Origin of the sequence: Escherichia sp. MOD1-EC5950 (genome assembly GCF_002965345.1) — a bacterium.
Lineage (GTDB): Bacteria > Pseudomonadota > Gammaproteobacteria > Enterobacterales > Enterobacteriaceae > Escherichia > Escherichia marmotae.
Genome location: NZ_PTSR01000019.1, coordinates 13728 through 39585 on the forward strand (window position 1 = coordinate 13728; position 25858 = coordinate 39585).

The window sequence follows — 25858 nt, forward strand, 5'->3', positions numbered from 1 at the left end:
GTTTTGTTTCCATTTCGTCGTAACGTTCTTGCATTTGCCGCTCTGTTGGCGCTTTCCTCCCCCGTACTTGCTGGCAAACTTGCCATCGTTATTGATGATTTTGGCTATCGCCCGCACAACGAAAACCAGGTGCTGGCGATGCCATCCGCTATCTCCGTCGCCGTGCTACCCGACTCGCCGCACGCCAGAGAGATGGCGACCAAAGCGCATAACAGCGGTCACGAAGTGTTGATTCATCTGCCGATGGCACCATTGAGTAAACAGCCGCTGGAAAAAAATACGTTGCGCCCGGAAATGAGTAGCGACGAAATTGAGCGCATCATTCGCAGTGCAGTCAATAACGTGCCCTATGCTGTGGGGATCAACAACCACATGGGCAGCAAGATGACCTCGAACCTGTTTGGTATGCAGAAAGTGATGCAGGCGCTGGCACGTTACAATCTTTACTTCCTCGACAGCGTAACCATCGGCAATACCCAGGCGATGCGCGCCGCGCAAGGTACTGGCGTGAAAGTTATTAAACGGAAGGTATTCCTCGACGATTCGCAAAACGAAGCGGATATTCGTGTGCAGTTTAATCGCGCAATTGAACTGGCGCGTCGCAACGGTTCGACGATCGCCATTGGTCATCCTCACCCTTCAACGGTACGTGTGCTGCAGCAGATGGTTTATAACCTGCCGCCAGACATTACGCTGGTGAAAGCCAGCAGCTTGCTGAATGAACCGCAGGTCGATACATCGACTCCGCCGAAAAACACCGTGCCCAACGCGCCGCGTAATCCGTTCCGTGGTGTGAAGCTGTGTAAACCGAAGAAACCGCTGGAACCGGTTTATGCTAATCGCTTCTTTGAAGTATTAAGCGAAAGCATCAGCCAGAGCACACTGATCGTTTACTTCCAGCATCAGTGGCAAGGCTGGGGCAAACAGCCCGAAGCGGCAAAACTTAACGCTAGCGCAAATTAAAGGCGCTACGCGTAATGCGATGGTGCGACCGTGTTTTGTCGCGCCATTGCCATAAGCGGAAAGACCACAGCAACGCCTGATAACCCACCTTCACGCTGCGCACATTAGTAATCAGGCGCTTATACATGCCGGAAGTAAATATCTCGGCAATCATCTGCTGGCGGGTAATAATATCCGGCTCTTTACGTACCGCATGGCAAACGCGCAATGCTTCATACGTTATTTGCTGATGAAATTCCGGATAAATCGTAATTTTGTCGGCGTACTGGCGATTTAATTTTTCCAGCAGACGCGTGATTTTAATATAGTGGCGTTGATAATTAAGGTTTTTATTCCCTTGTCTATTCAGACGACTCACTGACGAATTATGCAGATAATATTTATATAATGGTTGCTCGGTATATCGCGCGCGCAGCGCGTTAAACATAAATTCTGTTGTCCAGACAATATCCTGATGATGTAATCCGGCAATAAATTTAATGTTATTTTTTACAATAACATCGCGGCGATAAACGCCCATCCAGACAACGTGAGTCCAGCGGCGGGAAGAAAGCCCCATCCGCAGCCAGTCCGGGCCAGTTAACACGCCGGTTGAGCGAAGGCGATCGGTGGGAATAGATTGCCAGGTTTCCCCGGTATCACGAAAACACCAGTCAGCATTGCACTGCGCCACGTCGAGATCATCCTCTAACGCCATTGTCATCAGCGTTTCGTACATAGAGGGATAGACTTCATCATCTGCATCGACAAAAGCGACATATTTGCCCGTCGCCGCCTCAATCCCACGATTACGCGCTACCGATGCGCCAGCATTCGCCTGATGCAACAAGCGAACGTGCGGATAGTTTTCCGCGTAATGCTTTGCTATTTCAACAGAATTATCCGTTGAACCATCGTTAATAATAATAATTTCCAGAGCAGTCCAGGTTTGCGCAATTAAAGATTCCATACACGTGCGAAAATCATCGCCCGCATTATATAACGGGATAATAACACTAAGTTTATTGGTGCTGTTCATCATAAGTTACCGACGACCTCTGAAATTACCGTTCCTTTGTACAGGCTTTGCATTAAGAAACTATTAAGCCTGTGAGATATTATTTTTACGGGTGAGAGAGTAACTTCAGGTTAGAGAGATAATGAGAACAGCTATATAAGAGAACAGCTCAATTACTTATTCTTTATTGTACTGACAAGATTTTACATATTTAACGGATTATCCTCAGGAAAAAGGGCTGGAATGCCAGCCCTTTTTTGTGTTAATCCCAGCTCAGGATAACTTTCCCGGACTGGCCAGAACGCATGGCGTCAAAGCCTTTCTGGAAATCATCGATGGAGAAACGATGGGTAATGATTGGCGAGAGATCCAGACCAGACTGAATCAGCGCCGCCATTTTATACCAGGTTTCGAACATCTCACGGCCGTAAATGCCTTTAATGAACAAGCCCTTAAAGATCACTTTTGTCCAGTCGATAGACATGTCAGACGGCGGGATACCCAGCATCGCAATACGACCGCCGTGATTCATGGTGTCCAGCATGGTGCGGAACGCCGCTGGCGCACCGGACATCTCCAGACCAACATCAAACCCTTCGGTCATGCCGAGTTCTGCCATTACATCATTGAGGTTTTCTTTGGCAACGTTAACCGCGCGAGTGATGCCCATTTTACGCGCCAACTCCAGACGGTATTCGTTAACGTCGGTGATCACCACGTTGCGTGCGCCGACGTGTTTTGCCACCGCCGCCGCCATAATACCAATTGGCCCCGCACCAGAAACCAGCACATCCTCGCCAACCAGATCGAACGACAGCGCCGTGTGTACCGCATTACCGAACGGATCGAAAATCGCAGCTAAGTCGTCGGAGATATTGTCGGGAATTTTGAAGGCGTTGAATGCCGGGATCACCAGATATTCAGCGAAGCAACCCGGACGATTAACGCCGACGCCGATCGTGTTGCGGCACAGATGAGTACGACCACCACGGCAATTACGGCAATGACCGCAAGTAATATGGCCTTCACCGGAAACGCGATCGCCAATTTTGAAGCCTTTCACTTCCTGGCCAATACCAACCACTTCACCAACATATTCATGGCCTACGACCATTGGCACCGGAATGGTTTTTTGCGACCACTCATCCCAGTTGTAGATGTGAACGTCAGTCCCGCAGATGGCTGTTTTACGGATTTTAATCAGCAGGTCGTTATGTCCGAGTTCCGGTTCAGGAACGTCGGTCATCCAGATGCCCTCTTCCGCTTTCAGTTTGGATAACGCTTTCATCTCACATCCTCAGGCGATAACGCCCAGTTGTTTACCAATACGCGTGAACGCTTCGACCGCACGCGTAATTTGCTCAGGAGTATGCGCCGCAGACATCTGGGTACGAATACGTGCCTGACCTTTCGGTACGACCGGATAGAAGAAACCGGTAACGTAAATGCCCTCTTTTTGCAGCTCACGAGCAAATTTCTGTGCCACTACAGCATCACCAAGCATGACCGGAATAATGGCGTGATCGGCACCCGCCAGGGTAAAGCCAGCGGCTGACATCTGCTCACGGAACTGACGCGCGTTCGCCCACAGGCGGTCACGCAGTTCACTGCCCGCTTCGACCATCTCCAGCACTTTAATGGAAGCGGCGACAATGGCCGGTGCCAGCGAGTTGGAGAATAAGTACGGACGAGAACGCTGGCGCAGCCACTCAACCACTTCTTTGCGCGCCGCGGTGTAACCGCCGGAAGCACCGCCCAGCGCTTTACCCAGCGTGCCGGTGATGATATCGACACGGCCCATCACGTCGCAGTATTCATGAGAACCGCGGCCGTTTTCACCGACAAAACCGACAGCATGAGAGTCATCGACCATCACCAAAGCGTCGTATTTATCCGCGAGATCGCAAACTCCTTTCAGGTTGGCAATTACGCCATCCATAGAGAACACACCATCGGTGGCGATTAACACATGGCGCGCCCCGGATTCACGCGCTTCTTTCAGCCGCGCTTCCAGCTCCTGCATATCGTTATTGGCGTAGCGATAGCGTTTGGCTTTGCACAGACGCACACCGTCAATGATCGAAGCGTGATTCAGCGCGTCAGAGATAATGGCGTCTTCTGCGCCCAGCAGCGTTTCAAACAGACCACCGTTGGCGTCAAAACAGGATGAGTAGAGAATCGCATCTTCCATACCCAGGAATGCTGCCAGTTTCTGCTCAAGCTCTTTATGGCTATCCTGAGTACCGCAAATAAAACGTACTGAAGCCATCCCGAAACCGTGAGAATCCATTCCCGCCTTTGCCGCCGCAATCAGCTCAGGATGGTTCGCCAACCCGAGATAGTTATTGGCACAAAAGTTAATGACGTGGCTTCCATCAGCCACAGTGATGTCCGCTTGTTGCGCAGACGTGATAATGCGCTCTTCTTTAAACAACCCTTCCGCCCTTGCGGTTTCCAGGTCGTTAGTTAACTGCTGATAAAATTCTCCACGCATTGCGACTCTCCAGACAGGACAAATTCCCGCACATATTACCCAAACTTACAGGTCGCGACGAGATGACGCGTTAACACTTCTGTAAAATTTAGAATAAATAACGCCCATCATTCTCACTTTCGGTGAATGGCTGAAGCCAACGCCGTGTAGTGATATGATAGAAGTATTCGTGTCTGAGATTGTCTCTGACTCCATAATTCGAAGGTTACAGTTATGATCATCGTTACCGGCGGCGCGGGCTTTATCGGCAGCAACATCGTTAAGGCCCTGAATGATAAAGGCATCACCGATATTCTGGTGGTGGACAACCTGAAAGACGGCACCAAGTTTGTGAACCTGGTGGATCTGAATATCGCAGACTATATGGATAAGGAAGACTTCCTGATCCAGATTATGGCTGGCGAAGAGTTCGGTGATGTCGAAGCGATTTTCCATGAAGGCGCGTGCTCTTCCACCACCGAGTGGGATGGCAAGTATATGATGGATAACAACTATCAATACTCCAAAGAGCTGCTGCACTACTGTCTGGAACGCGAAATCCCATTCCTGTATGCATCTTCCGCAGCCACCTATGGCGGACGCACCTCCGACTTTATCGAATCCCGCGAATACGAAAAACCACTGAACGTCTACGGTTACTCAAAATTCCTGTTTGATGAATATGTTCGTCAAATCCTGCCAGAAGCGAACTCGCAGATTGTCGGTTTCCGTTACTTCAACGTTTATGGGCCGCGTGAAGGCCATAAAGGCAGCATGGCGAGCGTCGCTTTCCATCTCAACACTCAGCTTAACAACGGTGAATCACCGAAACTGTTCGAAGGTAGCGAAAACTTTAAACGCGACTTCGTCTACGTGGGCGACGTGGCTGATGTGAACCTGTGGTTCCTGGAAAATGGCGTTTCCGGCATCTTTAACCTCGGCACCGGTCGTGCAGAATCTTTCCAGGCCGTGGCGGATGCGACGCTGGCTTATCACAAGAAAGGCCAGATCGAATACATTCCGTTCCCGGATAAACTGAAAGGCCGTTATCAGGCATTCACCCAGGCAGATCTCACTAACCTGCGTGCTGCGGGTTATGACAAACCATTCAAAACCGTTGCCGAAGGCGTAACGGAATATATGGCCTGGTTGAATCGCGACGCATAAGAGCTTTGAATGAAAATACTGGTGATCGGCCCGTCTTGGGTTGGCGACATGATGATGTCGCAAAGTCTCTATCGTACGCTCCAGGCGCGCTATCCCCAGGCGATAATCGACGTGATGGCACCTGCCTGGTGCCGTCCGTTATTGTCGCGGATGCCGGAAGTCAACGAAGCCATTCCCATGCCCCTCGGTCATGGGGCGCTGGAGATTAGCGAACGCCGCAAGCTGGGGCATAGCCTGCGCGAAAAACGTTACGACCGCGCCTACGTCTTACCCAACTCCTTTAAATCAGCATTAGTGCCTTTCTTCGCAGGTATTCCTCATCGCACCGGCTGGCGTGGTGAAATGCGCTATGGTTTACTCAACGATGTTCGCGTACTTGATAAAGAAGCCTGGCCACTGATGGTGGAACGCTATGTCGCGCTGGCCTACGACAAAGGCATTATGCGCACAGCACAAGATCTGCCGCAGCCACTGCTATGGCCGCAGCTACAGGTGAGCGAAGGTGAAAAATCGTATACCTGTAATCAATTTTCCCTCTCATCAGAACGCCCGATGATTGGCTTTTGCCCTGGTGCAGAGTTTGGTCCGGCAAAACGCTGGCCGCACTACCACTACGCGGAACTGGCGAAACAGCTCATTGATGAAGGTTATCAGGTGGTTCTGTTTGGCTCGGCTAAAGATCATGAAGCGGGTAATGAGATCCTTGCGGCATTGAATACCGAGCAGCAGTCGTGGTGTCGTAATCTGGCAGGGGAAACGCAACTTGATCAAGCGGTTATCCTGATTGCGGCTTGTAAAGCCATTGTCACTAATGATTCAGGGCTGATGCACGTTGCGGCAGCGCTTAATCGCCCACTGGTTGCACTGTATGGCCCGAGCAGCCCAGACTTCACACCGCCGCTTTCCCATAAAGCGCGGGTGATCCGCCTGATTACGGGTTATCACAAAGTGCGTAAAGGTGACGCCGCAGAGGGTTATCACCAGAGCCTGGTCGACATTACGCCACAACTCGTGCTGGAAGAACTCAACACGCTGTTGTTACAAGAGGAAGCCTGACGGATGCGGGTACTGATCGTCAAAACATCGTCGATGGGCGATGTTCTCCACACGCTGCCCGCGCTCACCGATGCACAGCAGGCAATCCCAGGGATTACGTTTGACTGGGTGGTGGAAGAAGGTTTTGCACAAATTCCTTCCTGGCACGCCGCCGTTGAGCGGGTTATTCCGGTAGCGATACGTCGCTGGCGTAAAGCGTGGTTTTCAGCGCCTGTTAAAGCAGAGCGGAAAGCGTTTCGTGAAGCGCTACGGGCGGAAAACTATGACGCGATTATTGATGCGCAAGGACTGGTAAAAAGTGCCGCGCTGGTGACACGTCTGGCGCATGGCGTTAAGCATGGAATGGACTGGCAAACTGCTCGCGAACCACTGGCAAGCCTGTTTTATAATCGCAAGCACCATATTGCGAAACAGCAGCACGCCGTAGAACGAACCCGTGAGTTGTTCGCTAAAAGCCTGGGGTATAGCAAACCACAAACCCAGGGCGATTATGCTATTGCGCAGCATTTCCTGACAAATCCACTACCGGATGCTGGTGAATATGCTGTATTTCTGCATGCCACGACCCGTGATGATAAACACTGGCCGGAAGAGCACTGGCGAGAATTAATCGGCTTGCTGGCAGATTCGGGGATCCGCATTAAACTCCCTTGGGGCGCACCGCATGAAGAAGCTCGGGCGAAAAGGCTGGCGGAGGGATTTGATTATGTCGACGTATTGCCGAAGATGAGTCTGGAAGGAGTTGCCCGAGTGCTGGCCGGGGCGAAATTCGTGGTTTCGGTAGATACGGGGTTAAGCCATTTAACTGCGGCTCTGGATAAACCCAATATCACTGTTTATGGACCGACCGATCCGGGATTAATTGGCGGGTATGGGAAGAATCAGGTGGTTTGTAGGGCGGCAGATAAAGATCTTGCTCATTTGGCTGCAGATACAGTATTAAAAAAAATCAATTCCTGATTAACACATTATATATTATTTAAGATGGTGGATAAGCAATGTTAACAGCCTCGCTGGTGCTGCGTAATAAAGAGAACTGGAAACCATACTGGAATAAAGCGTTGGTATTTCTCTTTATTTCAACCTTTTTCCTTGATGGTATTACCCGTTATAAACATATCATATCAGTACTAATGATCATCACGGTAATCTATCAGGTTTCTCGTGCTCCAGGAACATTTAAAGCACTCTATAAAAACAATCTTTTTTATAGTGTCATAGCACTGTCACTCATTCTTTTATATGCCACTTTCATATCACCCGACCTGAAAGTAAGTTTTAAAGAGTTCAGTAATACGGTACTTAAAGGATTTTTGGCATATAGTTTACTTATACCCGCATTATTAAAAGATGAAGATAATGAAAGCATCGGTAAAATTGTACTATACTCATTAGTTAGCGGACTTGGGTTACGTTGCCTTGTTGAAATTATTCTTTACATTCAGGATTATAACAAAGGAATAATGCCATTTACGACATATGAACATCGCAGCATTTCAGATTCAATGGTGTTCTTATTTCCCGCATTATTAAATCTTTGGTTTATCAAGAAAACATCTTATAAAATAGGTTTTATAATTTTCAGTGTTGTTTTCTTGTTTCTTTTATTAGGAACACTCTCCCGAGGCGCATGGCTGGCAGTATTCATTGTTACTCTACTGTGGTTAATCTTAAATCGCCAGTGGAAATTATTAATGCTTGCCTCCATAATTATTACCATCGCTGCAGCTTGCGTATTTACCTATAAAGTTGATAATACCAACAAAGATAGACTTATTTATAAACTTCAACAAACTGACAGCTCTAATCGCTACACCAATGGCACTCAGGGTACAGCCTGGACATTAATAATGGAAAATCCGCTTAAGGGATATGGCTACGGAGATGATATTTACCATCGTATTTATAACAAACGCGTCGTAGATTTTCCATCCTGGATAAGCAAGAAATCTATTGGGCCACATAACATTATTTTGTCAATTTGGTTTGCTGCAGGTCTAGCTGGGTTACTCGCTTTACTTTATCTGTATGGCTCTATTATCAAAGAAACAACCAATGTGATATTTAAAAAAGTTATGGTCTCCCCTTACAATGGCCATTTATTGCTATTTTTAACCTTTGTCGGCTTTTATATTATTCGAGGCAACTTCGAGGAAGTTGATCTTAAACCAATAGGCTTGATTGTTAGTTTACTGTTAGCAATGCGGAATAAATAAAAAAAGCCTGCCTGATATTAAGTTCAGGCAGGCTCTTCAAATCAAATGATTTTTTAACCAAACCAGTCTTGCATTTGTTCTTCAAAACACTGTGTTACATGTTCCCAGCTATATTTTGAGAAAACGAATTTCCGGGCATTTTCGGTAATCTGTGTTCTATTACTGTCTGCTAAAACCCGGTTGATATCAGCGAGAATACTTTCAGATGTCATAGGTTCAGCAAGGTGATAGCCCGTTATACCTTCCAGGACAAACTCGCGAATCCCCCCTTTTTGACTGGCAAGAACAGGCTTACCAGCCGCCATTGCTTCAACGGCTACCATGCAAAAAGCCTCTTCTACCTGAGAAGGAACAACCACCAGATCGGCTAAGTGGTAATAATTATGCATCTGCTCCGGCGGCTGTCCACCTGCCATAATACATTGCGCGCCAATGGCTTTCGCCTCATCCAGAACCTTTTTCTGATATTCAGCTTTTTCACCTTTTCTACTGGCATAAGGATCACCAACGATAACCAATTTTAGATTGTCTCGCTTCTCACGCAGATTATTAAAAGCCTCCATAAGCATCAGGCATCCTTTATCTGGTGATATCCTTCCTGCAAATAATAATACGGTATCATTGGCATCAATATTAAGCTTCTGTCTTAAATCTTCCGTAATATTTTGTGTATAAGATTCAGAACAAAAACCATTCGGCACAATAGCAATATCTGCATCAGGCATTTTTTCTGAATAGAAATCAAAAAGAAACTGGCTCGGTACAATTATCTTTGCATTTTTGTCTAACTGACTTGGTTCGAAAGCATTATGAAGATGCATGACGAGTTGCGCCCGGGGGCTTCTATCACGAATCTGTTTATAAAGTTTCATACTATTATGAATGACAATAACAGATTCTTTCAGATCAGCATTTTTAGGTTGGGTATTTAAAATACGCTGAGAATACGGCACAGGATCAAGTCGGGTCCACTTTTGGAAAAGACGTTTATAGATTCGACTAAAACCAATGTAGTGAATATCACATTTATCATTTACTTTTGTGTAGGTCGGGTAGCCCTCGTTTCGAATACAGGCAATAGTTGCTGACATCGAAAGTCTTTTTGCAACCTGATAAATCCATGTTTCGACTGCCGCAGCTCCTTTTGGTGGTATAGAAAATATTGGTGTAACGGTAAACATTATCTTTTTAATCATTATTAAACAACCCCAATATTTTATAAAACATCATAGCAACATAAAAGATATTAGTTTATTTTATCGAACTACAAGAGCCTTCAATTTCTGATACTTTCACAAATGGAATAATATCATATTGAATTGCTGTATCATCAGATAAATTATAAATATTGATATCTTCTACATTATCACGCATAAAGCGGAAGAAGGGTAATATTTTGAATAAATCTCTACTTAATTCCGAGGGCATGGGATTCTTATTTTCATCATAGAATCGCGAGCAGCTACCAGTTAAATCCAGACCAGAACAAATAATCCGTGCATACTTCAGTGAATATGCTATTTGAATTGCAGCAAAGGCAATAGTATGACATGAGCAATAACCAAGACTGATGTCCTTGCAAAATCCGACCAGACGACCTCTTTTAGACCAAGGTACAGAGATCAGCAGTTCTTTGTGAATCTGACTCAAAATATTAAATTTGATCTTCTTTATAAAACCACCTTTTTCCCGGCGGTAAAAAGACCGTAATACAAGGCAGTTCTGGAGGATATAAAGTTTATCTTCTTCGGAAGCGTGTTCATAAACGTCAATGTTTACTATGGTATAACGACTTCTCTGGCTAAATTTATAAAAGTCATCACGACGCTGATGTAAAAAGCGAACATCTGTAAGTACATATATAAAGGGAACAATATTATGACTTAACAGATATTGCGCTGAACCATTGACAGCAATAATATCCTTTGCCCGTAATATCGACAAAGGCGTCTTTTGCGATGTGGGACCAGACAGAAAAATAATAACATCATCAGATGTCTTATTTTCTATCAGGTTTTCAACATCCTTTTTGTCAATGTATCGAATATTCTTCATGATAAACCTGTGAAATAAATAACTCCGTGTAAAAATGCCTAACGAAGACAAGTAATTGCGGGATATTTCTATTTTAGCGTGCTGGTTTCCCTTTCAAACGCCGCATAAAATTACGCATTTTTTTACGATATACTAAAAGATAATAACCTAGATCTTTAATCTCATTTTTAATACCGTAATGACGCTCTAAATCAATACGATCTTTCGCTTTACGCTGTGCTGAAGCACGTTTTCCTGAAAGATCAATAATTCTAACCTCACCATTTTTTATAATGAAGTTACCACGATGAGGATCACCAGAAACCATACCATGTTGATGCAATGAATTAATTGATTGCTGAATTTTATTTTTTAGCACATCATCAATATCGGGTATATCACACAACTCTACACCATCAATATACTCGATAATCATAATATAAGTATGGACGAATCGTAAGGTTTTTCGCTCAGCCAACAAATAAAAATCATTGAGGGTATTTAACCCTTCATTTCGTACTTTTTGGGTTTGCTCAAAAAGGCGTTCGTAATAATCACCTTTTAACAGCGACTTAAAGAAACGTTCGTTACGCTTAACTTTCGGGGAAAAGACCTTAAGTATTAATTTACCGTAATCGGTATCAATAAGCATGACTTTCGTATCATCAATAGAACGAAAAACTTTGATGATATTTATATTATAAGACAAGAAGTCATTTAATACATTGAGATACTTTGAATTGCTTTCATCGGTAAAAACAACTAAGTCTTTGATCTTGTTCTTCTGAATCATGATAAACCAGTTAAATGTTATTTACGGTAATATTTTCGGCAAAGATAACAGACTCCTGCTATGATTCCTGAGATATAATGATGTTGCACTAACAGATGTTTATATCTTTTTTTAAATTCAATAATTGATTTTGCATCTCGCGGAGAGTCATCTTTCCAGGGGGAATTTTCTAACGCTATTTTATAGTATTTCACCGATGGATATATTGCCCATTTGTGCCACGGTTTAGTAGCACCTGTATAATGAATAAGAAGAGTACTTTCTGTAATCAACTTTTTATAGTTTTGATGTGTTTTATCTTTTAATTCACTTTTAATTGTATAAATTGTATTGTACTCACGAGGTAAAAATATTGTCATTCCCTTCAGTAAGACATTCATAACATCCTGGTCAGGATATTTATAAATATTATCTTTGCTCATAAGAATAGACAACGCTTTTTCTGTTAGTTTTGCGTCAACCCATTTTTTTAAGTCTAAATAAACGACACCAGAATTAAAGTACTGCCCCAGTAGTTCAGGATCAGACAACCTTGACACTGCCTTTTCCTGCATTGGCTCAACATCTTTAACAACAGCAGCCACCGCTCCGTTTAAATCCAGATGCAATAGCGGGCTAATATCACCTTTACAAACAACATCCGCATCAAGATAAAGCAAACGATCAAGCGTTAAACCCAATAATTGAAATGCAAATAAGCGAAAGTACATTGCTCTTGACCAGACCTGTGTACAAGGCAAGCACTGAAGCTTATCAGTATTAATTCTATATAACGTGATTCTTAATTGGTATTGTTCTGCAAGTTTTGCGACTTTTTGAAAAAAATCATCATTGTAGATATCAGCAATAATATAAAAATCAAGATTAATATGTCGATTATTTAGAACAATTGATGTGATAGAAACACCTACACCATCAAGATAATTAGCATCGACACCATAGGCAACATTTAAACATTCAGAAGTATTTATATCAGTTAGCCGGAAATCCCAGGCTTTAACTTTATCTATCTCTATGGCAGGAAATGAGTCCACAATGCTACCCTTATATCATTATTTTATAGTTTCCCAGTTTTAATGCATTATCTTTTTAATAAAATACAAAAGATAATTGCTAAATCCTTTTAGATATCTATGCTTTTTAAGCATATGTTTTGCGCTATACCTTAATTGATTGCTATTGTTAGGTTTCAGCAACGCCGTATTCTTCCATGGCGAAGCATTTTTTGCCTCCATAAAGGCTTGTGATACAGGATAATCCCAGGCCCAGTCATGCCAGGGCTTGGTTGGACCGATATAATGGATAAAAATAGTATTTTCGTTTACTGGGTTTTTAAAACTTTCTTTGAGTTGATAATTTAAGCTAAACTGGGTGTTATATTTAATATCAGCAAAAATAAGTTTGTCTGCCAGCAGCATATTTAATACATCCTGATCAGGATGTGTTATTTTTTTGATTATTTCTGGTTCATTTAACATTGCAATGGCTCGCGCTGAAACCTGCTCGACTGCCCATTGTTCTGTATTGATAAATAAAAAACCGGAGTTAAAGTAACCTTTAGCAATCCCCGCAACACCTAACGAATGTGCGCGTTTTTCCCACCAGTCAGCCTGGCCTTCCGTAACAACCATTGCGACTTTATAGTCTGGAAACGAGAAATTGATTAGTGGCTCAATAGCCCCCTGGCAAATGATATCTGCATCCAGATAAAGGACTTTAGGCACCTTATTAATAAAGTAATCCGCAATAATAAATCGAAAATATATTGCATAAGTCCAGTTCTTGGTACTTGGCAATGATCGAAGTCGATCACCATTAGTCAGATATATTTTAATTCTGGTTTTATACTGTAACGCCAGGGCATCAAAATACTTACGATCATCATCACCAAAATAATCAGTAAAAATATGGAAACACAATCGACTTCCTTCATTATATTTTAATATAGAAGCAATCGATATTCCGCAACCAAAAAGAAAATTTTTGTCAGTTCCATAAGCGATGTCCAGACAAAGATTTTCTGTTTCTACTTTATGATTATAATCAATAACTGAATTAAGAAACTCAGTTTCCTGGAAAAACACCTGCTGCATTATTTCCTCCGGGAAATAGCAGAAATAATTATCTTATGTAATCTGTCGTAATACTTCGGTTTATAAAACTTATCTATCGATGAAGGAATTTTTCCATGTTCGATATGAATTTCACCTGCTATATATTTATTCAGAAGAGTTACAAAACCAGTAATATCTCCCGGTTGATACAGATGACCATTAACATCAGATTGAATAATGTCAGCAGGTCCGGAGACACAATCGGCACTGATACAAGGAATTCCCCATGATAAAGCTTCAAGTAAAGTCATTGGGAAACCTTCAAAAGATGACGTGAGCAATAACGCAGTCACTTTTTTAATATCTTGCTGGACTAATTCCCAAGGATATTGTTGCCAACCATACCAGACAATTCGGTCATCAATATTTAATTCTCTACTATAAGCCTGGCATTTTTCAAAATCGGAGCCATCACCCAGTACATGGAGTTTCCAGTCACCTTGCGCTCGTGATAAGCCATCAAGGAGGTCTTTAACCCGCTTCTGGCCCTCGAATTTCATACGCCCAACATAAATGAACGTTGCCGTTTCGCCTTCCTCAGGCGCAGGAATGACTGTGTCTTTAGCTTCGGCTGGATTAAAAATAACATTTATCGTCGATTCTGGTACACCCCGATTAATCATTTGCTGTTTAATGCCAGAGCTGATTGCTAAATGATAGTCGGCACAGGTGATATATTCAGCATGTTTTTTGTGATCTAAAGAAAAATGTGGCCATGAAAATACTGGCACATCAATTCCTGATTTTTTACGTGCTTTGGCCGCATACAAACACGAGATAACGTCAATACAAATAACAACATCTGGCTGATAATCCTGAAGCCATTTGCTTAAAGCATGAATATGTTTCGTTCGACGCAAAAAACCTAACCGAATATTGGAAAATGAACACGAGTATTCAATACCTTCCAACCATCCCTTATCCATTTTGTCATTGCGACAAAAGAAAAACATTTCACTTTGGATGTGTTGTTGCCTGAAGGTATTAATGACATCGCGGATAACCGTTTCCATGCCACCAAATCCAGAAACCGCTTCGCCGATAAATGCTATTTTCATAATTATATTAGTTTTCCATCTAAATTTTCACGTTGAATAATTTAGCGAACAGATAATGATAATAATAAGAAATGGCTTTGCCATATTTCCCTTCGGACCAATAAACTTTAGCTTTTAACCTAATATCACTTGATGATGGTGATAACATCCTTTTATGATGTCTCCACGGTGAATTATAAAAATAACGTTCAAAGTTTTGTGCCCTAAATATTTTATACCATGGTTTATTCTGAGTAACATAATGCATTATAATTGTGTTGGGTAAATTTTTTTGTTCTTCATCACATCTTACTGATAATGTTGTCTTTTTATTATATTTTTTATCGAGGTAATATAATCGCCCATTAAGTAAAATATTTAGCACATCCTGGTCTGCATACCTATATACTTTCCCATTGTTGATCATCTCCAACGCTTTTTGTGTTATGTTCTCGTTTTTCCATGCGCTGGTATTAATAAGCATAACTCCGGCATTAAAATAATTGATAAATTCAATGCCATAGTCTAACTGTTTCACACGGTCTTGCATATCTGGTGAGTCAGGGATAACGCATGCTATATAATCATTTAAATCGTAATCAACGAGCTCATATAAAGAGCTATTACATATGATATCACAATCAAGATAAAGTATATTTGTTATTTTATCATCAATAACCTCTGGGATTAAAAAACGCAAACACGTTGATAAAGGGATGCCCAGGATTAAGGTGTCCGGATTAATATCAAATTCATCTGTCACATGATATACTGATATTGACGTATTCGGTCCCTCTAGTTCGGAAAATACGGAGCATTCATTTTCACTTATTCCTGAAACAAGAAGGTGAAAGTGAAGATTAATATCACTATTATTTGAAATGATTGAATATAATGCAACACCCGCTGGCATTATGAATCCACGGTCAAAGCATAATGCTATATGCAAATGTTTAACATTCGGTATTTCGTGTTGAAATAAATTTTGTTTCTTAGCGACGAAGTTCCTAATATTTAACAATTTTTAAGCCCTTATTATAAGAAATGAACATTTAAAGCTTTTTCCTTATTGTTCTTTCTTTTATTTTTTGCGCCTTAATTCCTGCTTCTTTAATTAAGTTAACTTCCCGCAATAAAACTTCGTGTAAAGGCATTCCAAAATAAACCTTCATAAATCGCCATATATCTCTCTGCGTCAGACCAATATTCATTGATGAGAAATATAAGCCAATCAAGTCTTTATCGCGCCAACGGCGCGGTACTTTTGAGCGTATCTGCGCCCGATGTAGATCGATAACCGAAATTTTTAATTCATCTTCCCGGCCAGTAAATGGCAAATGAAGCAAAAAGTGGCAAATGTAACAGTCACGGTGATTTATCCCTGCTGCGTGCATTTTACGCACCATGGTTGCCACTCGCGTGATCAACATACGTTTAATACGCACATCAGGTGGGTTGACTGCCCAATCTGCACAATAATCTTCAAGGCTAATCGTGGGAGTGAGATCTTCGGTAATAATAAATGATGTACGGGTTAATGGATTTAAACCTTTTTCACCAAACCCAATGCCATTCATCGTATCAACACCGACATCACTCAGGCGATGAATAGCATGCCACTCTCTGTCTGCACCCAAAACGGGCATCCGCAATGAGAGAAGATTTTTTATAATCTCTTTTAATGTTGTCCCCTTGTGCCATTTAAGAAAATAGCTTTTCCCGGACAGTTCAAAGCGTAATGTGCGACGTGTCTCCAGTTCGCGGAAGACCTCACCATTCAGTTCCTTAACTTCGGCAAAAGCATCTTTACCACGCCAAAGTGTGGCAAGCGGCTCTTTTAATTCAACCATCTAAACCACCTGTAATGATATCCGCGGCTTTCTCTGGCAAGCTATACAAATCCTGAGTATCGGCATAATGGCGAGCATTCTCCGCCCAGGCCATTCGCAATGAAGATTGTGTTAATGCTTTACGTAAAACTTCATTTAATTGTTCCTGGGAGAAAGGTTCAGCGATAACCGTTCCACAATTGGCATCGGCAATATAATGCGCGTAGCCGCATACCGCTGTTGTCAAAACAGGTAATCCAGCAGTGATCGCTTCAAGGAGAACGATACCAGCAGCTTCCTGATAAGCGGGATGCAATAATAAATCGGCTGCAGCCATTAATTCTGACACATCATTGCGACCGGAAAAGAAATGCACGTTGCTCCGCACGCCGAGTTTTTCTGCCAGCACTTCGAATTTTCGCGGTTTATCCTGGCCAACAACAAACAAAAGCGTATTGTGGCGTAATGATTCCGGTAACGCTGCCAAAGCTTCAATTGAGCGATCCACACCTTTACGAACAAAATCTGATCCAACTTGTAGCAATAAGTTTTGTTGCTCTTTTATGCCATTTTTCTGGCGATAAATTTCACGGCTATTTGGGATTTGCTCGCTGTATTTTCTGTCCGGATAGATGCCGGGGGGAAGAATTTTAAAACGTTCAGGTTCAGTTTGATAATGCTTCTGGAAATCGGTGATTTGCTTATCAGTCAGCATCATGAGTTTCGTCGATTTACCATGCTCGAAAGTCGCTCGCTCAAATGCGGCATAATGACGATAACGTGATGTTAGACGATATAAAAAACCTTTTTCTTGCGCAACTTTCTCGGCGTAACAAACATCAGCGGCAAAATAAACATCCAACCCAGGCATCTTATTAAACCCAACAACGCGATCAGCGGGATGCGCTTTGAGATGATTTTGTACCCAGGCATAATATTCTGCATTGCGTCCATGGTTGGTATGGGACTTAACTGGCACATGAATAAGCTCAAATGTTTTTGGGCACTCGCCTTCCCACGACTGCGTATAGACCCGAACATGGTGGCCTCGTGCGGCAACGGTTGATGCAATACGCATAAAATCACGTTGAAGCCCACCAAAAGGAAAATATTTATATAAACAAAACGCCACGATCATAATTGTGCATTCCTGTCAACTGAAGGGGCATCTTCTGGCAGCAGCTTTTCCGCAGCGGCGATAACATCTTCCGCGGGGATAACAGAAAGATATTTTTTATTGCGGTCAAGTTCATGTCGGCTCGGCATTTGCTGATAATTCCCCGCCCAGAATTGAATAATATTCTCAGTCCAGGGACGCCAGAATATGTGATCAGTTGCACCAAATAAACTAATTATTGGCGTTTTCACTGCCGCTGCAATATGTCCTGGTGCAGAATCCACACCAATAAAGAGTACGGCATGATCAATTAAAGCACCCAGTTCAGTAAACCGTGTTTTACCCGCAAGGCCAGCGACAGGTTTTGTTTGGCAGCCTTGCACTATTTCATCGATACAGGCGAGATCATCTGCCGAAGGCCCGCAGGTCAGCACAACCTGATACCCTCGCTGTTGCAACGCATCGATAACCTTAGAAAATTTATCGTTATCCCAGCACTTAAATATCTGACGAGCAGTCGGCTGGATAACAACATAATGCTCTTTCACGCCCAGAGCATCTAATTCCTGGCGCATCTTCTTCCAGCAATCTTCGGCGTAACTCATTGTTGTATCAGTGTAGAAATCGGTAATACCTAATGGCTCAAGGACCGATAAATTACGCTCAACAATATGTGTGCCGTGTATTGGCGCTAAGTGTGTAAAGCTTTTTTTCCAGATGCTATGCTGCCGATGACCATAAAGTTGCGATATTTTCACCTGTGCGGGTAAACAACGTACCAACAGTGCCACCATCCACTGATCCGTAAGATTAATGACCAGGTCGTAATTATTCGCACGCAGAGTTTTTATCAATGAAAGCACATTTTTAATTTTATCGAATGTTCCTGCACTTTTATTGCTTATACCGTAGAGCGCATTAATTTCCGGGTTTTCAGACAAAATAGGGATGGTGTCCTGATAAAGCAGCATATCGATTTTTGCATCAGGATAATTCTGCTTGAGCGTACTGATGACAGGAGTGGTTAATAACATATCTCCATGATATCGCATCTTTATGACCAGGATTTTTCGAAATGGCTTTTCCACTAGCGACTCTTTTGTATGATTGTCTGGTTAAGTTAAGCAGAAAAAAGCACGCTACCGCCCCAGGCTCAACAGCTACCTGAATACTGATAACGCACTTACTTTGACGTGCTAGTGTAGCATTTCTTTCGCAGCAATCCGACCCGAATGATTTTTATACACAAAATATGTTTTAATCATAAAAATCATATAGATAAGAAAAAGCGCGCAGATAATACCGGTATAGCCGATGTAGAGTTGAAAATAGGGTCGAGTTTCAATAAATCGCATAAAAATACAAAAAAACTGGAGATGTAGCGGCAGTTCAGGCCAAACAGAAGCTATTTAAGTCAAAAACGGGAAAAGTAATGGTAAAGCCCCAGCTAAATACATAGAATCCCCAGCACATCCATAAGTCAGCTATTTATTATGCTTGAATTGCTTTACACCGCCCTTCTCTACCTTATTCAGCCGTTGATCTGGATACGGCTTTGGGTGCGCGGACGTAAGGCTCCGGCCTATCGAAAACGCTGGGGTGAACGTTACGGTTTTTACCGCCATCCGCTGAAACAAGGCGGCATCATGCTGCACTCCGTCTCCGTCGGTGAAACCCTGGCGGCGATCCCGTTGGTGCGCGCGCTGCGTCATCGCTATCCTGATTTGCCAATTACCGTCACGACTATGACGCCGACCGGCTCGGAACGCGTGCAATCTGCTTTCGGTAAAGATGTTCAGCACGTCTATCTGCCTTACGATCTACCCGATGCGCTCAACCGTTTTCTTAATAAAGTCGATCCTAAACTGGTGTTGATTATGGAAACGGAGCTGTGGCCTAACCTGATTGCGGCACTACATAAGCGCAAGATCCCGCTGGTTATCGCCAACGCGCGACTTTCTGCACGCTCTGCGGCGGGGTACGCCAAACTGGGCAAATTTGTTCGTCGCTTGTTGCGTCGTATTACACTAATCGCCGCGCAAAACGAAGAAGATGGCGCGCGTTTTGTGGCGCTGGGCGCAAAAAATAATCAGGTGACTGTTACTGGTAGCCTGAAATTCGATATTTCGGTAACTCCGCAGCTAGCCGCTAAAGCAGTAACACTGCGCCGCCAGTGGGCTCCTCATCGTCCGGTATGGATTGCCACCAGCACTCACGATGGCGAAGAGAGTGTGGTGATTGCCGCACATCAGGCGCTGTTGCAGCAGTTCCCTAATTTATTGCTTATTCTTGTTCCACGTCATCCGGAACGCTTCCCGGATGCGATTAACCTTGTCCGCCAGGCTGGGCTAAGCTATATCACACGCTCTTCCGGAGAAATCCCTTCCGCCAGTACACAAGTGGTAATTGGCGATACGATGGGCGAGCTGATGCTGCTGTATGGCATTGCCGATCTCGCTTTTGTTGGCGGTTCATTGGTCGAACGCGGTGGGCATAATCCGCTGGAAGCCGCCGCACACGCTATTCCGGTACTGATGGGGCCGCATACTTTTAACTTTAAAGACATTTGCGCACGGCTGGAGCAGGCAAGCGGGCTGATTACCGTCACCGATGCCGCGTCACTGGCAAAAGAGGTTTCCTCTTTGCTCACTGACGCCGATTACCGTAGTTTCTATGGCCGTCATGCCGTTGAAGTGCTGTATCAAAACCAGGGCGCGCTGCAGCGTCTGCTTCAACTGCTGGAACCTTACCTGCCACCGAAAACGCATTGAGGTTGTTATGCAAAAACGGGCGATTTATCCGGGGACTTTCGATCCCATTACCAATGGTCATATCGATATCGTGACGCGCGCTACGCAGATGTTCGATCACGTTATTCTGGCGATTGCCGCCAGCCCCAGTAAAAAACCAATGTTCACCCTGGGAGAGCGTGTGGCGCTGGCTCAGCAGGCAACCGCACATCTGGATAACGTTGAAGTGGTCGGTTTTAGTGATTTGATGGCGAACTTCGCCCGTAATCAACAAGCCACGGTACTGATTCGTGGCCTGCGTGCGGTAGCAGATTTTGAATATGAAATGCAACTGGCGCATATGAATCGCCACTTAATGCCGGAGCTGGAAAGCGTCTTCTTGATGCCTTCGAAAGAGTGGTCGTTTATTTCTTCATCGTTGGTGAAAGAAGTTGCGCGCCATCAGGGTGATGTCACCCATTTCCTGCCGAAGAATGTCCATCAGGCGCTGATGGCGAAGTTAGCGTAGCTTTCATGCCGGATGGAATGCCATCCGGCTCGCATGAATTACTTCTGGCACTGTCGGCAATAAAATGTCGCCCGCTGCGCATGTTTAGTCGCCACAATCGGCGTACCACAAACCCGACACGGTTCGCCTTTACGCCCGTAAACCTGTAATTCCTGCGCGAAATAACCTGGTTTTCCGTCGCTTTGCAGAAAATCTTTCAGCGTCGTGCCGCCCTGCTCAATAGAACGCAGTAACACTGCTTTAATCACCCGTGCCAGCAGTTCGCACTCCGCCAGCGACAGCGATGACGCCAGCCGATCCGGATGGATCCCCGCAGCAAACAGTGACTCGCTGGCATAGATATTCCCCACGCCCACCACCAGCTTGTTATCCATCAGCCAGGGTTTAATCGCTGTCTTTTTCTTCGCGCATTTCTGATGCAGGTATTCGCCGTTGAAATCATCGCTAAGCGGCTCCGGTCCAAGATGTGCCAACACATTGTGTCCTTCCAGCTCTTTGGTCCACAACCAGGCACCAAAGCGACGAGGATCGGTATATCGCAGCACTTTGCCATTGCTCATCACCAAATCAACATGATCATGCTTTTCAGGAGGACGTTCTTCCGTAAGTATGCGCAGACTGCCAGACATACCCAGATGAATGATAATCCAGCCTTCCGGCAATTCCAGCAGCAGATATTTAGCGCGGCGCTGCACACTAAGCACCGGCTGGTCACTTAGACGGTAGATTTCTTCCGAGACTGGCCAGCGCAAACGCCCGTTGCGGACCACCGCATGAAGAATGGTCGCGCCAACGAGATGCGGTTCAATGCCGCGGCGGCTGGTTTCAACTTCTGGTAATTCAGGCATAGCATCTCCTGGAATGAACAGATGCAGTCAATATGGGGGCAAGCAGATAACAAAAAACCCCGCCGGAGCGAGGTTTTTATTACATCAAAGCGAGAATTATTTGATTTTCGCTTCTTTGTAGATCACGTGCTGGCGTACAACTGGATCGAATTTTTTCAGTTCCAGTTTTTCCGGCTTAGTACGTTTGTTCTTCGTAGTGGTATAGAAGTGACCAGTACCAGCAGAAGAAACCAGCTTGATTTTCTCACGAATACCTTTAGCCATGATTTATTTCCTCTAAGTACTTAGTACTTTTCGCCACGGGCACGCAGTTCAGCCAGAACTGTATCGATGCCTTTTTTATCGATTACACGCATACCTTTAGCAGATACGCGCAGGGTGACAAAACGCTTCTCGCTCTCAACCCAGAAACGGTGAGAGTGCAGGTTAGGCAGGAAACGGCGTTTAGTCGCGTTCAGTGCGTGGGAACGGTTGTTACCGGTCACCGGACGCTTGCCAGTAACTTGGCAGACTCGGGACATGTCTATTCTCCAAAAATCAAATTAGCTCGAGCTTCGTATGGGGTATTGGCGCCTCGTCAGGCTTTACAGCCCGGTCATCGCAGTTCTATGTGAACTCTCGATTGCCAGGCCCAAATGCCAAACCCGAGATTCTCAAAGGTGGCGTAGTATACGCTGACTCAGCGATGTGCTCAAGTCCCGAACAGACAAAGATCCCGAAGGATCGCGCATAGCGGGTTAAATCCAGCCGCGTTCGGCAAAAGAAACATACTCTCCACGCCCAATCACGATATGGTCGAGCACGCGTAAATCCATGAACTGACAACTTTTTATTATCCGTTCGGTGATGAGTTTATCCGCTTTACTGGGTTCAGCACAACCCGAAGGGTGATTATGGGCAAGGATCAGTGCCGCCGCGTTTATTTTTATCGCTTCCCGAACAATCTCACGCGGATGGACTTCCACATGGTTTAGTGTGCCGGAAAACAATCGGCTGTGAGTAAGTACCCGGTGTTGAGTGTCGAGAAAGATCACCATAAAGATCTCGCGCTCTTCGCCCGTAAGCTGGCTTTGTAAAAACTCGCGCGTCATCTCCGGGCTAAGTAACGGGCTTTCTTCGCGTATCCGCACGTTGTAGTAACGCCGGGCCAGTTCGGCAATCCCCTTTAACTGGGCGAATTTCGCCACACCTATTCCATGAACGCCTCTAACTTGTTCATATTCAGAGGATAACAAGCCGTAAAGAGAGCCGAAATTCTCCAGCATCTCTTTTGCCAGGGTTAGCACATCTTTTCCGTGCGTTCCTGTACGCAGAAACAGCGCCAGCAGTTCAATATCCGTTAACGCGCTAATACCCAACTTCAGCATTTTTTCACGTGGCATCAACAAGTCAGCATTGCTTTTCACCTTCACCTCCTTTGTGGAGGGCGCATCCTGTCATAGTCGTTTGGTTAAATCGACGGTCAGTTTTCAATCCTGGAAAGCGCCTCGCAAAGTGATTCTCAGGTGAAAGCACGACAACAAAAGTATTGTGATAAAATCGCCAACTTCTGGTGTCACCCAACAGGAAAAATCATCATGAGCCTGGCCGGTAAAAAAATCGTTCTCGGCGTCAGCGGCGGTATTGCTGCCTATAAAACCCCTGAACTGGTGCGTCGTTTGCGCGATCGCGGGGCCGACGTCCGTGTAGCCATGACCGAAGCGGCAAAAGCCTTTATCACTCCACTTAGCTTGCAGGCAGTCTCTGGTTATCCCGTTTCCGACAGTCTACTGGACCCGGCTGCCGAAGCGGCAATGGGCCATATTGAGCTGGGAAAATGGGCTGACTTAGTGATTCTTGCTCCAGCGACAGCGGATTTGATTGCCCGCGTTGCTGCCGGTATGGCGAATGATCTGGTATCAACGATTTGCCTTGCGACGCCTGCGCCTGTTGCCGTGCTGCCAGCAATGAACCAGCAGATGTATCGGGCTGCAGCCACTCAGCATAATTTAGAGGTACTTGCCTCGCGAGGTTTGTTGATCTGGGGGCCAGATAGCGGCAGCCAGGCCTGTGGTGATATCGGCCCAGGGCGAATGCTCGATCCGTTAACCATTGTTGATATGGCGGTGGCCCATTTCTCCCCCGTCAACGACCTGAAACATCTGAATATTATGATTACCGCGGGTCCGACACGTGAACCACTCGATCCGGTGCGTTACATCTCTAATCACAGCTCCGGCAAGATGGGATTCGCCATTGCCGCAGCAGCAGCACGTAGAGGAGCAAACGTCACGCTGGTTTCTGGCCCGGTTTCGCTACCGACGCCACCGTTTGTGAAACGTATTGACGTGATAACCGCACTGGAGATGGAAGCGGCCGTGAAGGCTTCTGTACAACAGCAAAATATATTTATCGGTTGCGCTGCCGTTGCGGATTATCGCGCAGCTACCGTTGCCCGCGAAAAAATCAAAAAGCAGGCCACGCCGGGCGATGAATTAACAATAAAAATGGTTAAAAACCCCGATATCGTCGCCGGTGTTGCCGCATTAAAAGACCATCGGCCTTATGTTGTTGGATTTGCGGCCGAAACAAATAATGTGGAAGAATACGCCCGACAAAAACGTATCCGTAAAAACCTTGATCTGATCTGCGCGAACGATGTTTCCCAGCCAACTCAAGGCTTTAATAGCGACAAAAACGCATTACACCTTTTCTGGCAAGATGGCGATAAAATCTTACCGCTTGAGCGAAAAGAGCTCCTTGGCCAATTATTACTCGACGAGATTGTGACCCGTTATGATGAAGAAAATCGACGTTAAGATTCTGGACCCGCGCGTTGGGAAGGAATTTCCACTCCCGACTTATGCCACTTCTGGTTCTGCCGGACTTGACCTGCGCGCTTGTCTCGACGACGCCGTAGAATTGGCACCGGGCGACACGACACTTGTGCCGACCGGACTGGCGATTCATATTGCCGATCCTTCACTGGCGGCGATGATGCTGCCGCGCTCCGGGCTGGGCCATAAGCACGGTATCGTGCTCGGCAACCTGGTGGGATTGATCGATTCCGACTATCAGGGCCAATTGATGATCTCTGTATGGAACCGTGGTCAGGACAGCTTCACCATTCAACCTGGTGAACGTATCGCACAGATGATTTTTGTTCCGGTGGTACAGGCTGAATTTAATCTGGTGGAAGATTTTGACGCTACTGACCGCGGTGAAGGCGGCTTTGGTCACTCTGGTCGTCAGTAACACATACGCATCCAAATAACGTCATAACATCGCCGCAAACATTTTGTTTGCGGTCATAGCGTGGGTGCCGCCTGGCAAGTGCTTATTTTCAGGGGTATTTTGTAACATGGCAGAAAAACAAACTGCGAAAAGGAACCGTCGCGAAGAAATACTTCAGTCTCTGGCGCTGATGCTGGAATCCAGCGATGGAAGCCAACGTATCACGACGGCGAAACTGGCCGCCTCTGTCGGCGTTTCCGAAGCGGCTCTGTATCGCCACTTCCCCAGTAAGACCCGCATGTTCGATAGCCTGATTGAGTTTATCGAAGATAGCCTGATTACTCGCATTAATCTGATTCTGAAAGATGAGAAGGACACCACTGCGCGTCTGCGTCTGATTGTGTTGCTACTTCTCGGTTTTGGCGAGCGTAATCCAGGCCTGACCCGTATCCTCACCGGCCATGCGCTAATGTTCGAACAAGACCGCCTGCAAGGGCGCATCAACCAACTGTTCGAGCGTATTGAAGCGCAACTGCGTCAGGTATTGCGTGAAAAGAGAATGCGTGAGGGTGAAGGTTACACCACCGATGAAACGTTGCTGGCAAGCCAACTTCTGGCATTTTGTGAAGGGATGCTGTCTCGTTTTGTCCGCAGCGAGTTTAAATACCGCCCGACGGATGACTTTGACGCTCGCTGGCCGTTGATTGCCGCGCAGTTGCAGTAAAATGACGCCGGATGACTTA

27 protein-coding genes are annotated in these 25858 nt (G+C 45.1%); 10 read left to right on the forward strand and 17 right to left on the reverse strand.

What is annotated here, in order from left to right:
• Window positions 1-3: 3 nt before the first annotated feature.
• Window positions 4-963: a divergent polysaccharide deacetylase family protein gene (locus BEA93_RS17005; RefSeq protein WP_000483843.1), complete on the forward strand. Its 960-nt coding sequence runs from the start codon at window positions 4-6 to the stop codon at window positions 961-963.
• Here the strand turns inward: BEA93_RS17005 and waaH are convergent.
• From waaH to kbl, 3 genes are all read right to left on the reverse strand, one after another.
• Window positions 950-1984 carry a UDP-glucuronate:LPS(HepIII) glycosyltransferase gene (gene waaH, locus BEA93_RS17010; RefSeq protein ID WP_000982071.1) on the reverse strand — a complete coding sequence of 345 codons (1035 nt, stop codon included), beginning with the start codon at window positions 1982-1984 and terminating at the stop codon, window positions 950-952. The two genes, BEA93_RS17005 and waaH, sit on opposite strands and share 14 nt — an antisense overlap.
• Before the next feature lie 238 nt (window positions 1985-2222).
• Window positions 2223-3248 carry an L-threonine 3-dehydrogenase gene (tdh, locus tag BEA93_RS17015; protein ID WP_000645981.1) on the reverse strand — a complete coding sequence of 342 codons (1026 nt, stop codon included), beginning with the start codon at window positions 3246-3248 and terminating at the stop codon, window positions 2223-2225.
• 9 nt (window positions 3249-3257) lie between these two features.
• Window positions 3258-4454 (reverse strand): glycine C-acetyltransferase, encoded by a 1197-nt coding sequence (gene kbl, locus BEA93_RS17020; protein ID WP_001213851.1) that lies wholly within the window; start codon window positions 4452-4454, stop codon window positions 3258-3260.
• 213 nt (window positions 4455-4667) lie between these two features.
• Between kbl and rfaD the strand changes: the two genes are divergently transcribed.
• The 4 genes from rfaD to rfaL are packed head-to-tail and all read left to right on the forward strand — an operon-like array spanning window position 4668 to window position 8872.
• Complete coding sequence (gene rfaD / locus BEA93_RS17025; RefSeq protein ID WP_000587764.1) at window positions 4668-5600, forward strand: ADP-glyceromanno-heptose 6-epimerase; 933 nt, start codon at window positions 4668-4670, stop codon at window positions 5598-5600.
• Between the two features lie 9 nt (window positions 5601-5609).
• Window positions 5610-6656: an ADP-heptose--LPS heptosyltransferase RfaF gene (gene rfaF, locus BEA93_RS17030; protein WP_000699256.1), complete on the forward strand. Its 1047-nt coding sequence runs from the start codon at window positions 5610-5612 to the stop codon at window positions 6654-6656.
• A 3-nt stretch (window positions 6657-6659) separates the two neighbouring features.
• Complete coding sequence (rfaC, locus tag BEA93_RS17035) at window positions 6660-7616, forward strand: lipopolysaccharide heptosyltransferase RfaC (protein WP_016249406.1); 957 nt, start codon at window positions 6660-6662, stop codon at window positions 7614-7616.
• 38 nt (window positions 7617-7654) lie between these two features.
• Complete coding sequence (gene rfaL / locus BEA93_RS17040) at window positions 7655-8872, forward strand: O-antigen ligase RfaL (RefSeq protein WP_016249407.1); 1218 nt, start codon at window positions 7655-7657, stop codon at window positions 8870-8872.
• A 53-nt stretch (window positions 8873-8925) separates the two neighbouring features.
• On the opposite strand, the gene BEA93_RS17045 is transcribed toward rfaL, so the two are convergent.
• From BEA93_RS17045 to rfaQ, 10 genes are all read right to left on the reverse strand, one after another.
• A complete protein-coding gene (locus tag BEA93_RS17045; RefSeq protein WP_105224861.1) occupies window positions 8926-10068 on the reverse strand; it encodes a lipopolysaccharide N-acetylglucosaminyltransferase in 1143 nt (380 codons plus the stop codon).
• Window positions 10069-10123: 55 nt separating this feature from the next.
• Window positions 10124-10927 (reverse strand): 3-deoxy-D-manno-oct-2-ulosonate III transferase WaaZ, encoded by an 804-nt coding sequence (gene waaZ, locus BEA93_RS17050; RefSeq protein WP_016249409.1) that lies wholly within the window; start codon window positions 10925-10927, stop codon window positions 10124-10126.
• A 73-nt stretch (window positions 10928-11000) separates the two neighbouring features.
• Window positions 11001-11699, reverse strand: a complete 699-nt coding sequence (rfaY, locus tag BEA93_RS17055; RefSeq protein WP_000615163.1) for a lipopolysaccharide core heptose(II) kinase RfaY — start codon at window positions 11697-11699, stop codon at window positions 11001-11003.
• Between the two features lie 17 nt (window positions 11700-11716).
• On the reverse strand, window positions 11717-12733 hold the full coding sequence (rfaJ, locus tag BEA93_RS17060) for a lipopolysaccharide 1,2-glucosyltransferase RfaJ (RefSeq protein WP_016249410.1): 1017 nt from the start codon (window positions 12731-12733) through the stop codon (window positions 11717-11719).
• 39 nt (window positions 12734-12772) lie between these two features.
• Window positions 12773-13792: a lipopolysaccharide 3-alpha-galactosyltransferase gene (gene waaO / locus BEA93_RS17065; RefSeq protein ID WP_105224862.1), complete on the reverse strand. Its 1020-nt coding sequence runs from the start codon at window positions 13790-13792 to the stop codon at window positions 12773-12775.
• On the reverse strand, window positions 13792-14871 hold the full coding sequence (gene waaB, locus BEA93_RS17070) for a lipopolysaccharide 1,6-galactosyltransferase (RefSeq protein WP_105224863.1): 1080 nt from the start codon (window positions 14869-14871) through the stop codon (window positions 13792-13794). The genes waaO and waaB overlap by 1 nt, the downstream gene beginning before the upstream one ends.
• A gap of 19 nt (window positions 14872-14890) precedes the next feature.
• On the reverse strand, window positions 14891-15871 hold the full coding sequence (locus BEA93_RS17075; protein WP_024214641.1) for a glycosyltransferase family 8 protein: 981 nt from the start codon (window positions 15869-15871) through the stop codon (window positions 14891-14893).
• 31 nt (window positions 15872-15902) lie between these two features.
• Entirely contained in the window at window positions 15903-16700 is a 798-nt protein-coding gene (gene rfaP, locus BEA93_RS17080) for a lipopolysaccharide core heptose(I) kinase RfaP (protein WP_016249414.1), read from the reverse strand.
• Window positions 16693-17817, reverse strand: a complete 1125-nt coding sequence (gene rfaG / locus BEA93_RS17085) for a lipopolysaccharide glucosyltransferase I (RefSeq protein ID WP_038355028.1) — start codon at window positions 17815-17817, stop codon at window positions 16693-16695. Before rfaG ends, rfaP begins: the two co-directional genes overlap by 8 nt.
• Entirely contained in the window at window positions 17814-18884 is a 1071-nt protein-coding gene (gene rfaQ / locus BEA93_RS17090) for a lipopolysaccharide core heptosyltransferase RfaQ (protein ID WP_105224864.1), read from the reverse strand. Before rfaQ ends, rfaG begins: the two co-directional genes overlap by 4 nt.
• 405 nt (window positions 18885-19289) lie before the next feature.
• Here rfaQ and waaA point away from each other — a divergent pair, with 405 nt between their 5' ends.
• Window positions 19290-20567 (forward strand): lipid IV(A) 3-deoxy-D-manno-octulosonic acid transferase, encoded by a 1278-nt coding sequence (gene waaA, locus BEA93_RS17095; protein ID WP_000891578.1) that lies wholly within the window; start codon window positions 19290-19292, stop codon window positions 20565-20567.
• Between the two features lie 7 nt (window positions 20568-20574).
• Window positions 20575-21054 (forward strand): pantetheine-phosphate adenylyltransferase, encoded by a 480-nt coding sequence (gene coaD, locus BEA93_RS17100; RefSeq protein WP_001171877.1) that lies wholly within the window; start codon window positions 20575-20577, stop codon window positions 21052-21054.
• Between the two features lie 38 nt (window positions 21055-21092).
• Here coaD and mutM read toward each other — a convergent pair whose 3' ends face one another.
• From mutM to radC, 4 genes are all read right to left on the reverse strand, one after another.
• Window positions 21093-21902 (reverse strand): bifunctional DNA-formamidopyrimidine glycosylase/DNA-(apurinic or apyrimidinic site) lyase, encoded by an 810-nt coding sequence (gene mutM, locus BEA93_RS17105; RefSeq protein ID WP_001114550.1) that lies wholly within the window; start codon window positions 21900-21902, stop codon window positions 21093-21095.
• A 96-nt stretch (window positions 21903-21998) separates the two neighbouring features.
• The gene (rpmG, locus tag BEA93_RS17110; protein ID WP_001051798.1) at window positions 21999-22166 is read right to left on the reverse strand and encodes a 50S ribosomal protein L33; all 168 of its coding nucleotides are present in this window, start codon (window positions 22164-22166) and stop codon (window positions 21999-22001) included.
• A 20-nt stretch (window positions 22167-22186) separates the two neighbouring features.
• Window positions 22187-22423 (reverse strand): 50S ribosomal protein L28, encoded by a 237-nt coding sequence (gene rpmB, locus BEA93_RS17115; RefSeq protein WP_000091955.1) that lies wholly within the window; start codon window positions 22421-22423, stop codon window positions 22187-22189.
• A gap of 216 nt (window positions 22424-22639) precedes the next feature.
• Complete coding sequence (gene radC, locus BEA93_RS17120) at window positions 22640-23308, reverse strand: RadC family protein (protein ID WP_001517452.1); 669 nt, start codon at window positions 23306-23308, stop codon at window positions 22640-22642.
• Window positions 23309-23479: 171 nt separating this feature from the next.
• Between radC and coaBC the strand changes: the two genes are divergently transcribed.
• From coaBC to slmA, 3 genes are all read left to right on the forward strand, one after another.
• A complete protein-coding gene (gene coaBC, locus BEA93_RS17125) occupies window positions 23480-24700 on the forward strand; it encodes a bifunctional phosphopantothenoylcysteine decarboxylase/phosphopantothenate--cysteine ligase CoaBC (protein WP_000050132.1) in 1221 nt (406 codons plus the stop codon).
• Entirely contained in the window at window positions 24678-25136 is a 459-nt protein-coding gene (gene dut / locus BEA93_RS17130; protein WP_000976070.1) for a dUTP diphosphatase, read from the forward strand. The genes coaBC and dut overlap by 23 nt, the downstream gene beginning before the upstream one ends.
• Window positions 25137-25242: 106 nt before the next feature.
• Entirely contained in the window at window positions 25243-25839 is a 597-nt protein-coding gene (slmA, locus tag BEA93_RS17135) for a nucleoid occlusion factor SlmA (RefSeq protein WP_000818603.1), read from the forward strand.
• The last annotated feature ends 19 nt before the right edge of the window (window positions 25840-25858 follow it).

Coding starts and splice junctions, on each gene's coding strand:
- waaH (WP_000982071.1), bottom strand. CDS start 1,984: ATGATGAACAGCACCAATAAACTTAGTGTTATTATCCCGTTATATAAT.
- tdh (WP_000645981.1), bottom strand. CDS start 3,248: ATGAAAGCGTTATCCAAACTGAAAGCGGAAGAGGGCATCTGGATGACC.
- kbl (WP_001213851.1), bottom strand. CDS start 4,454: ATGCGTGGAGAATTTTATCAGCAGTTAACTAACGACCTGGAAACCGCA.
- rfaD (WP_000587764.1), top strand. CDS start 4,668: ATGATCATCGTTACCGGCGGCGCGGGCTTTATCGGCAGCAACATCGTT.
- rfaF (WP_000699256.1), top strand. CDS start 5,610: ATGAAAATACTGGTGATCGGCCCGTCTTGGGTTGGCGACATGATGATG.
- rfaC (WP_016249406.1), top strand. CDS start 6,660: ATGCGGGTACTGATCGTCAAAACATCGTCGATGGGCGATGTTCTCCAC.
- rfaL (WP_016249407.1), top strand. CDS start 7,655: ATGTTAACAGCCTCGCTGGTGCTGCGTAATAAAGAGAACTGGAAACCA.
- BEA93_RS17045 (WP_105224861.1), bottom strand. CDS start 10,068: ATGATTAAAAAGATAATGTTTACCGTTACACCAATATTTTCTATACCA.
- waaZ (WP_016249409.1), bottom strand. CDS start 10,927: ATGAAGAATATTCGATACATTGACAAAAAGGATGTTGAAAACCTGATA.
- rfaY (WP_000615163.1), bottom strand. CDS start 11,699: ATGATTCAGAAGAACAAGATCAAAGACTTAGTTGTTTTTACCGATGAA.
- waaO (WP_105224862.1), bottom strand. CDS start 13,792: ATGCAGCAGGTGTTTTTCCAGGAAACTGAGTTTCTTAATTCAGTTATT.
- waaB (WP_105224863.1), bottom strand. CDS start 14,871: ATGAAAATAGCATTTATCGGCGAAGCGGTTTCTGGATTTGGTGGCATG.
- rfaP (WP_016249414.1), bottom strand. CDS start 16,700: ATGGTTGAATTAAAAGAGCCGCTTGCCACACTTTGGCGTGGTAAAGAT.
- rfaG (WP_038355028.1), bottom strand. CDS start 17,817: ATGATCGTGGCGTTTTGTTTATATAAATATTTTCCTTTTGGTGGGCTT.
- waaA (WP_000891578.1), top strand. CDS start 19,290: ATGCTTGAATTGCTTTACACCGCCCTTCTCTACCTTATTCAGCCGTTG.
- coaD (WP_001171877.1), top strand. CDS start 20,575: ATGCAAAAACGGGCGATTTATCCGGGGACTTTCGATCCCATTACCAAT.
- mutM (WP_001114550.1), bottom strand. CDS start 21,902: ATGCCTGAATTACCAGAAGTTGAAACCAGCCGCCGCGGCATTGAACCG.
- rpmG (WP_001051798.1), bottom strand. CDS start 22,166: ATGGCTAAAGGTATTCGTGAGAAAATCAAGCTGGTTTCTTCTGCTGGT.
- rpmB (WP_000091955.1), bottom strand. CDS start 22,423: ATGTCCCGAGTCTGCCAAGTTACTGGCAAGCGTCCGGTGACCGGTAAC.
- coaBC (WP_000050132.1), top strand. CDS start 23,480: ATGAGCCTGGCCGGTAAAAAAATCGTTCTCGGCGTCAGCGGCGGTATT.
- dut (WP_000976070.1), top strand. CDS start 24,678: ATGATGAAGAAAATCGACGTTAAGATTCTGGACCCGCGCGTTGGGAAG.
- slmA (WP_000818603.1), top strand. CDS start 25,243: ATGGCAGAAAAACAAACTGCGAAAAGGAACCGTCGCGAAGAAATACTT.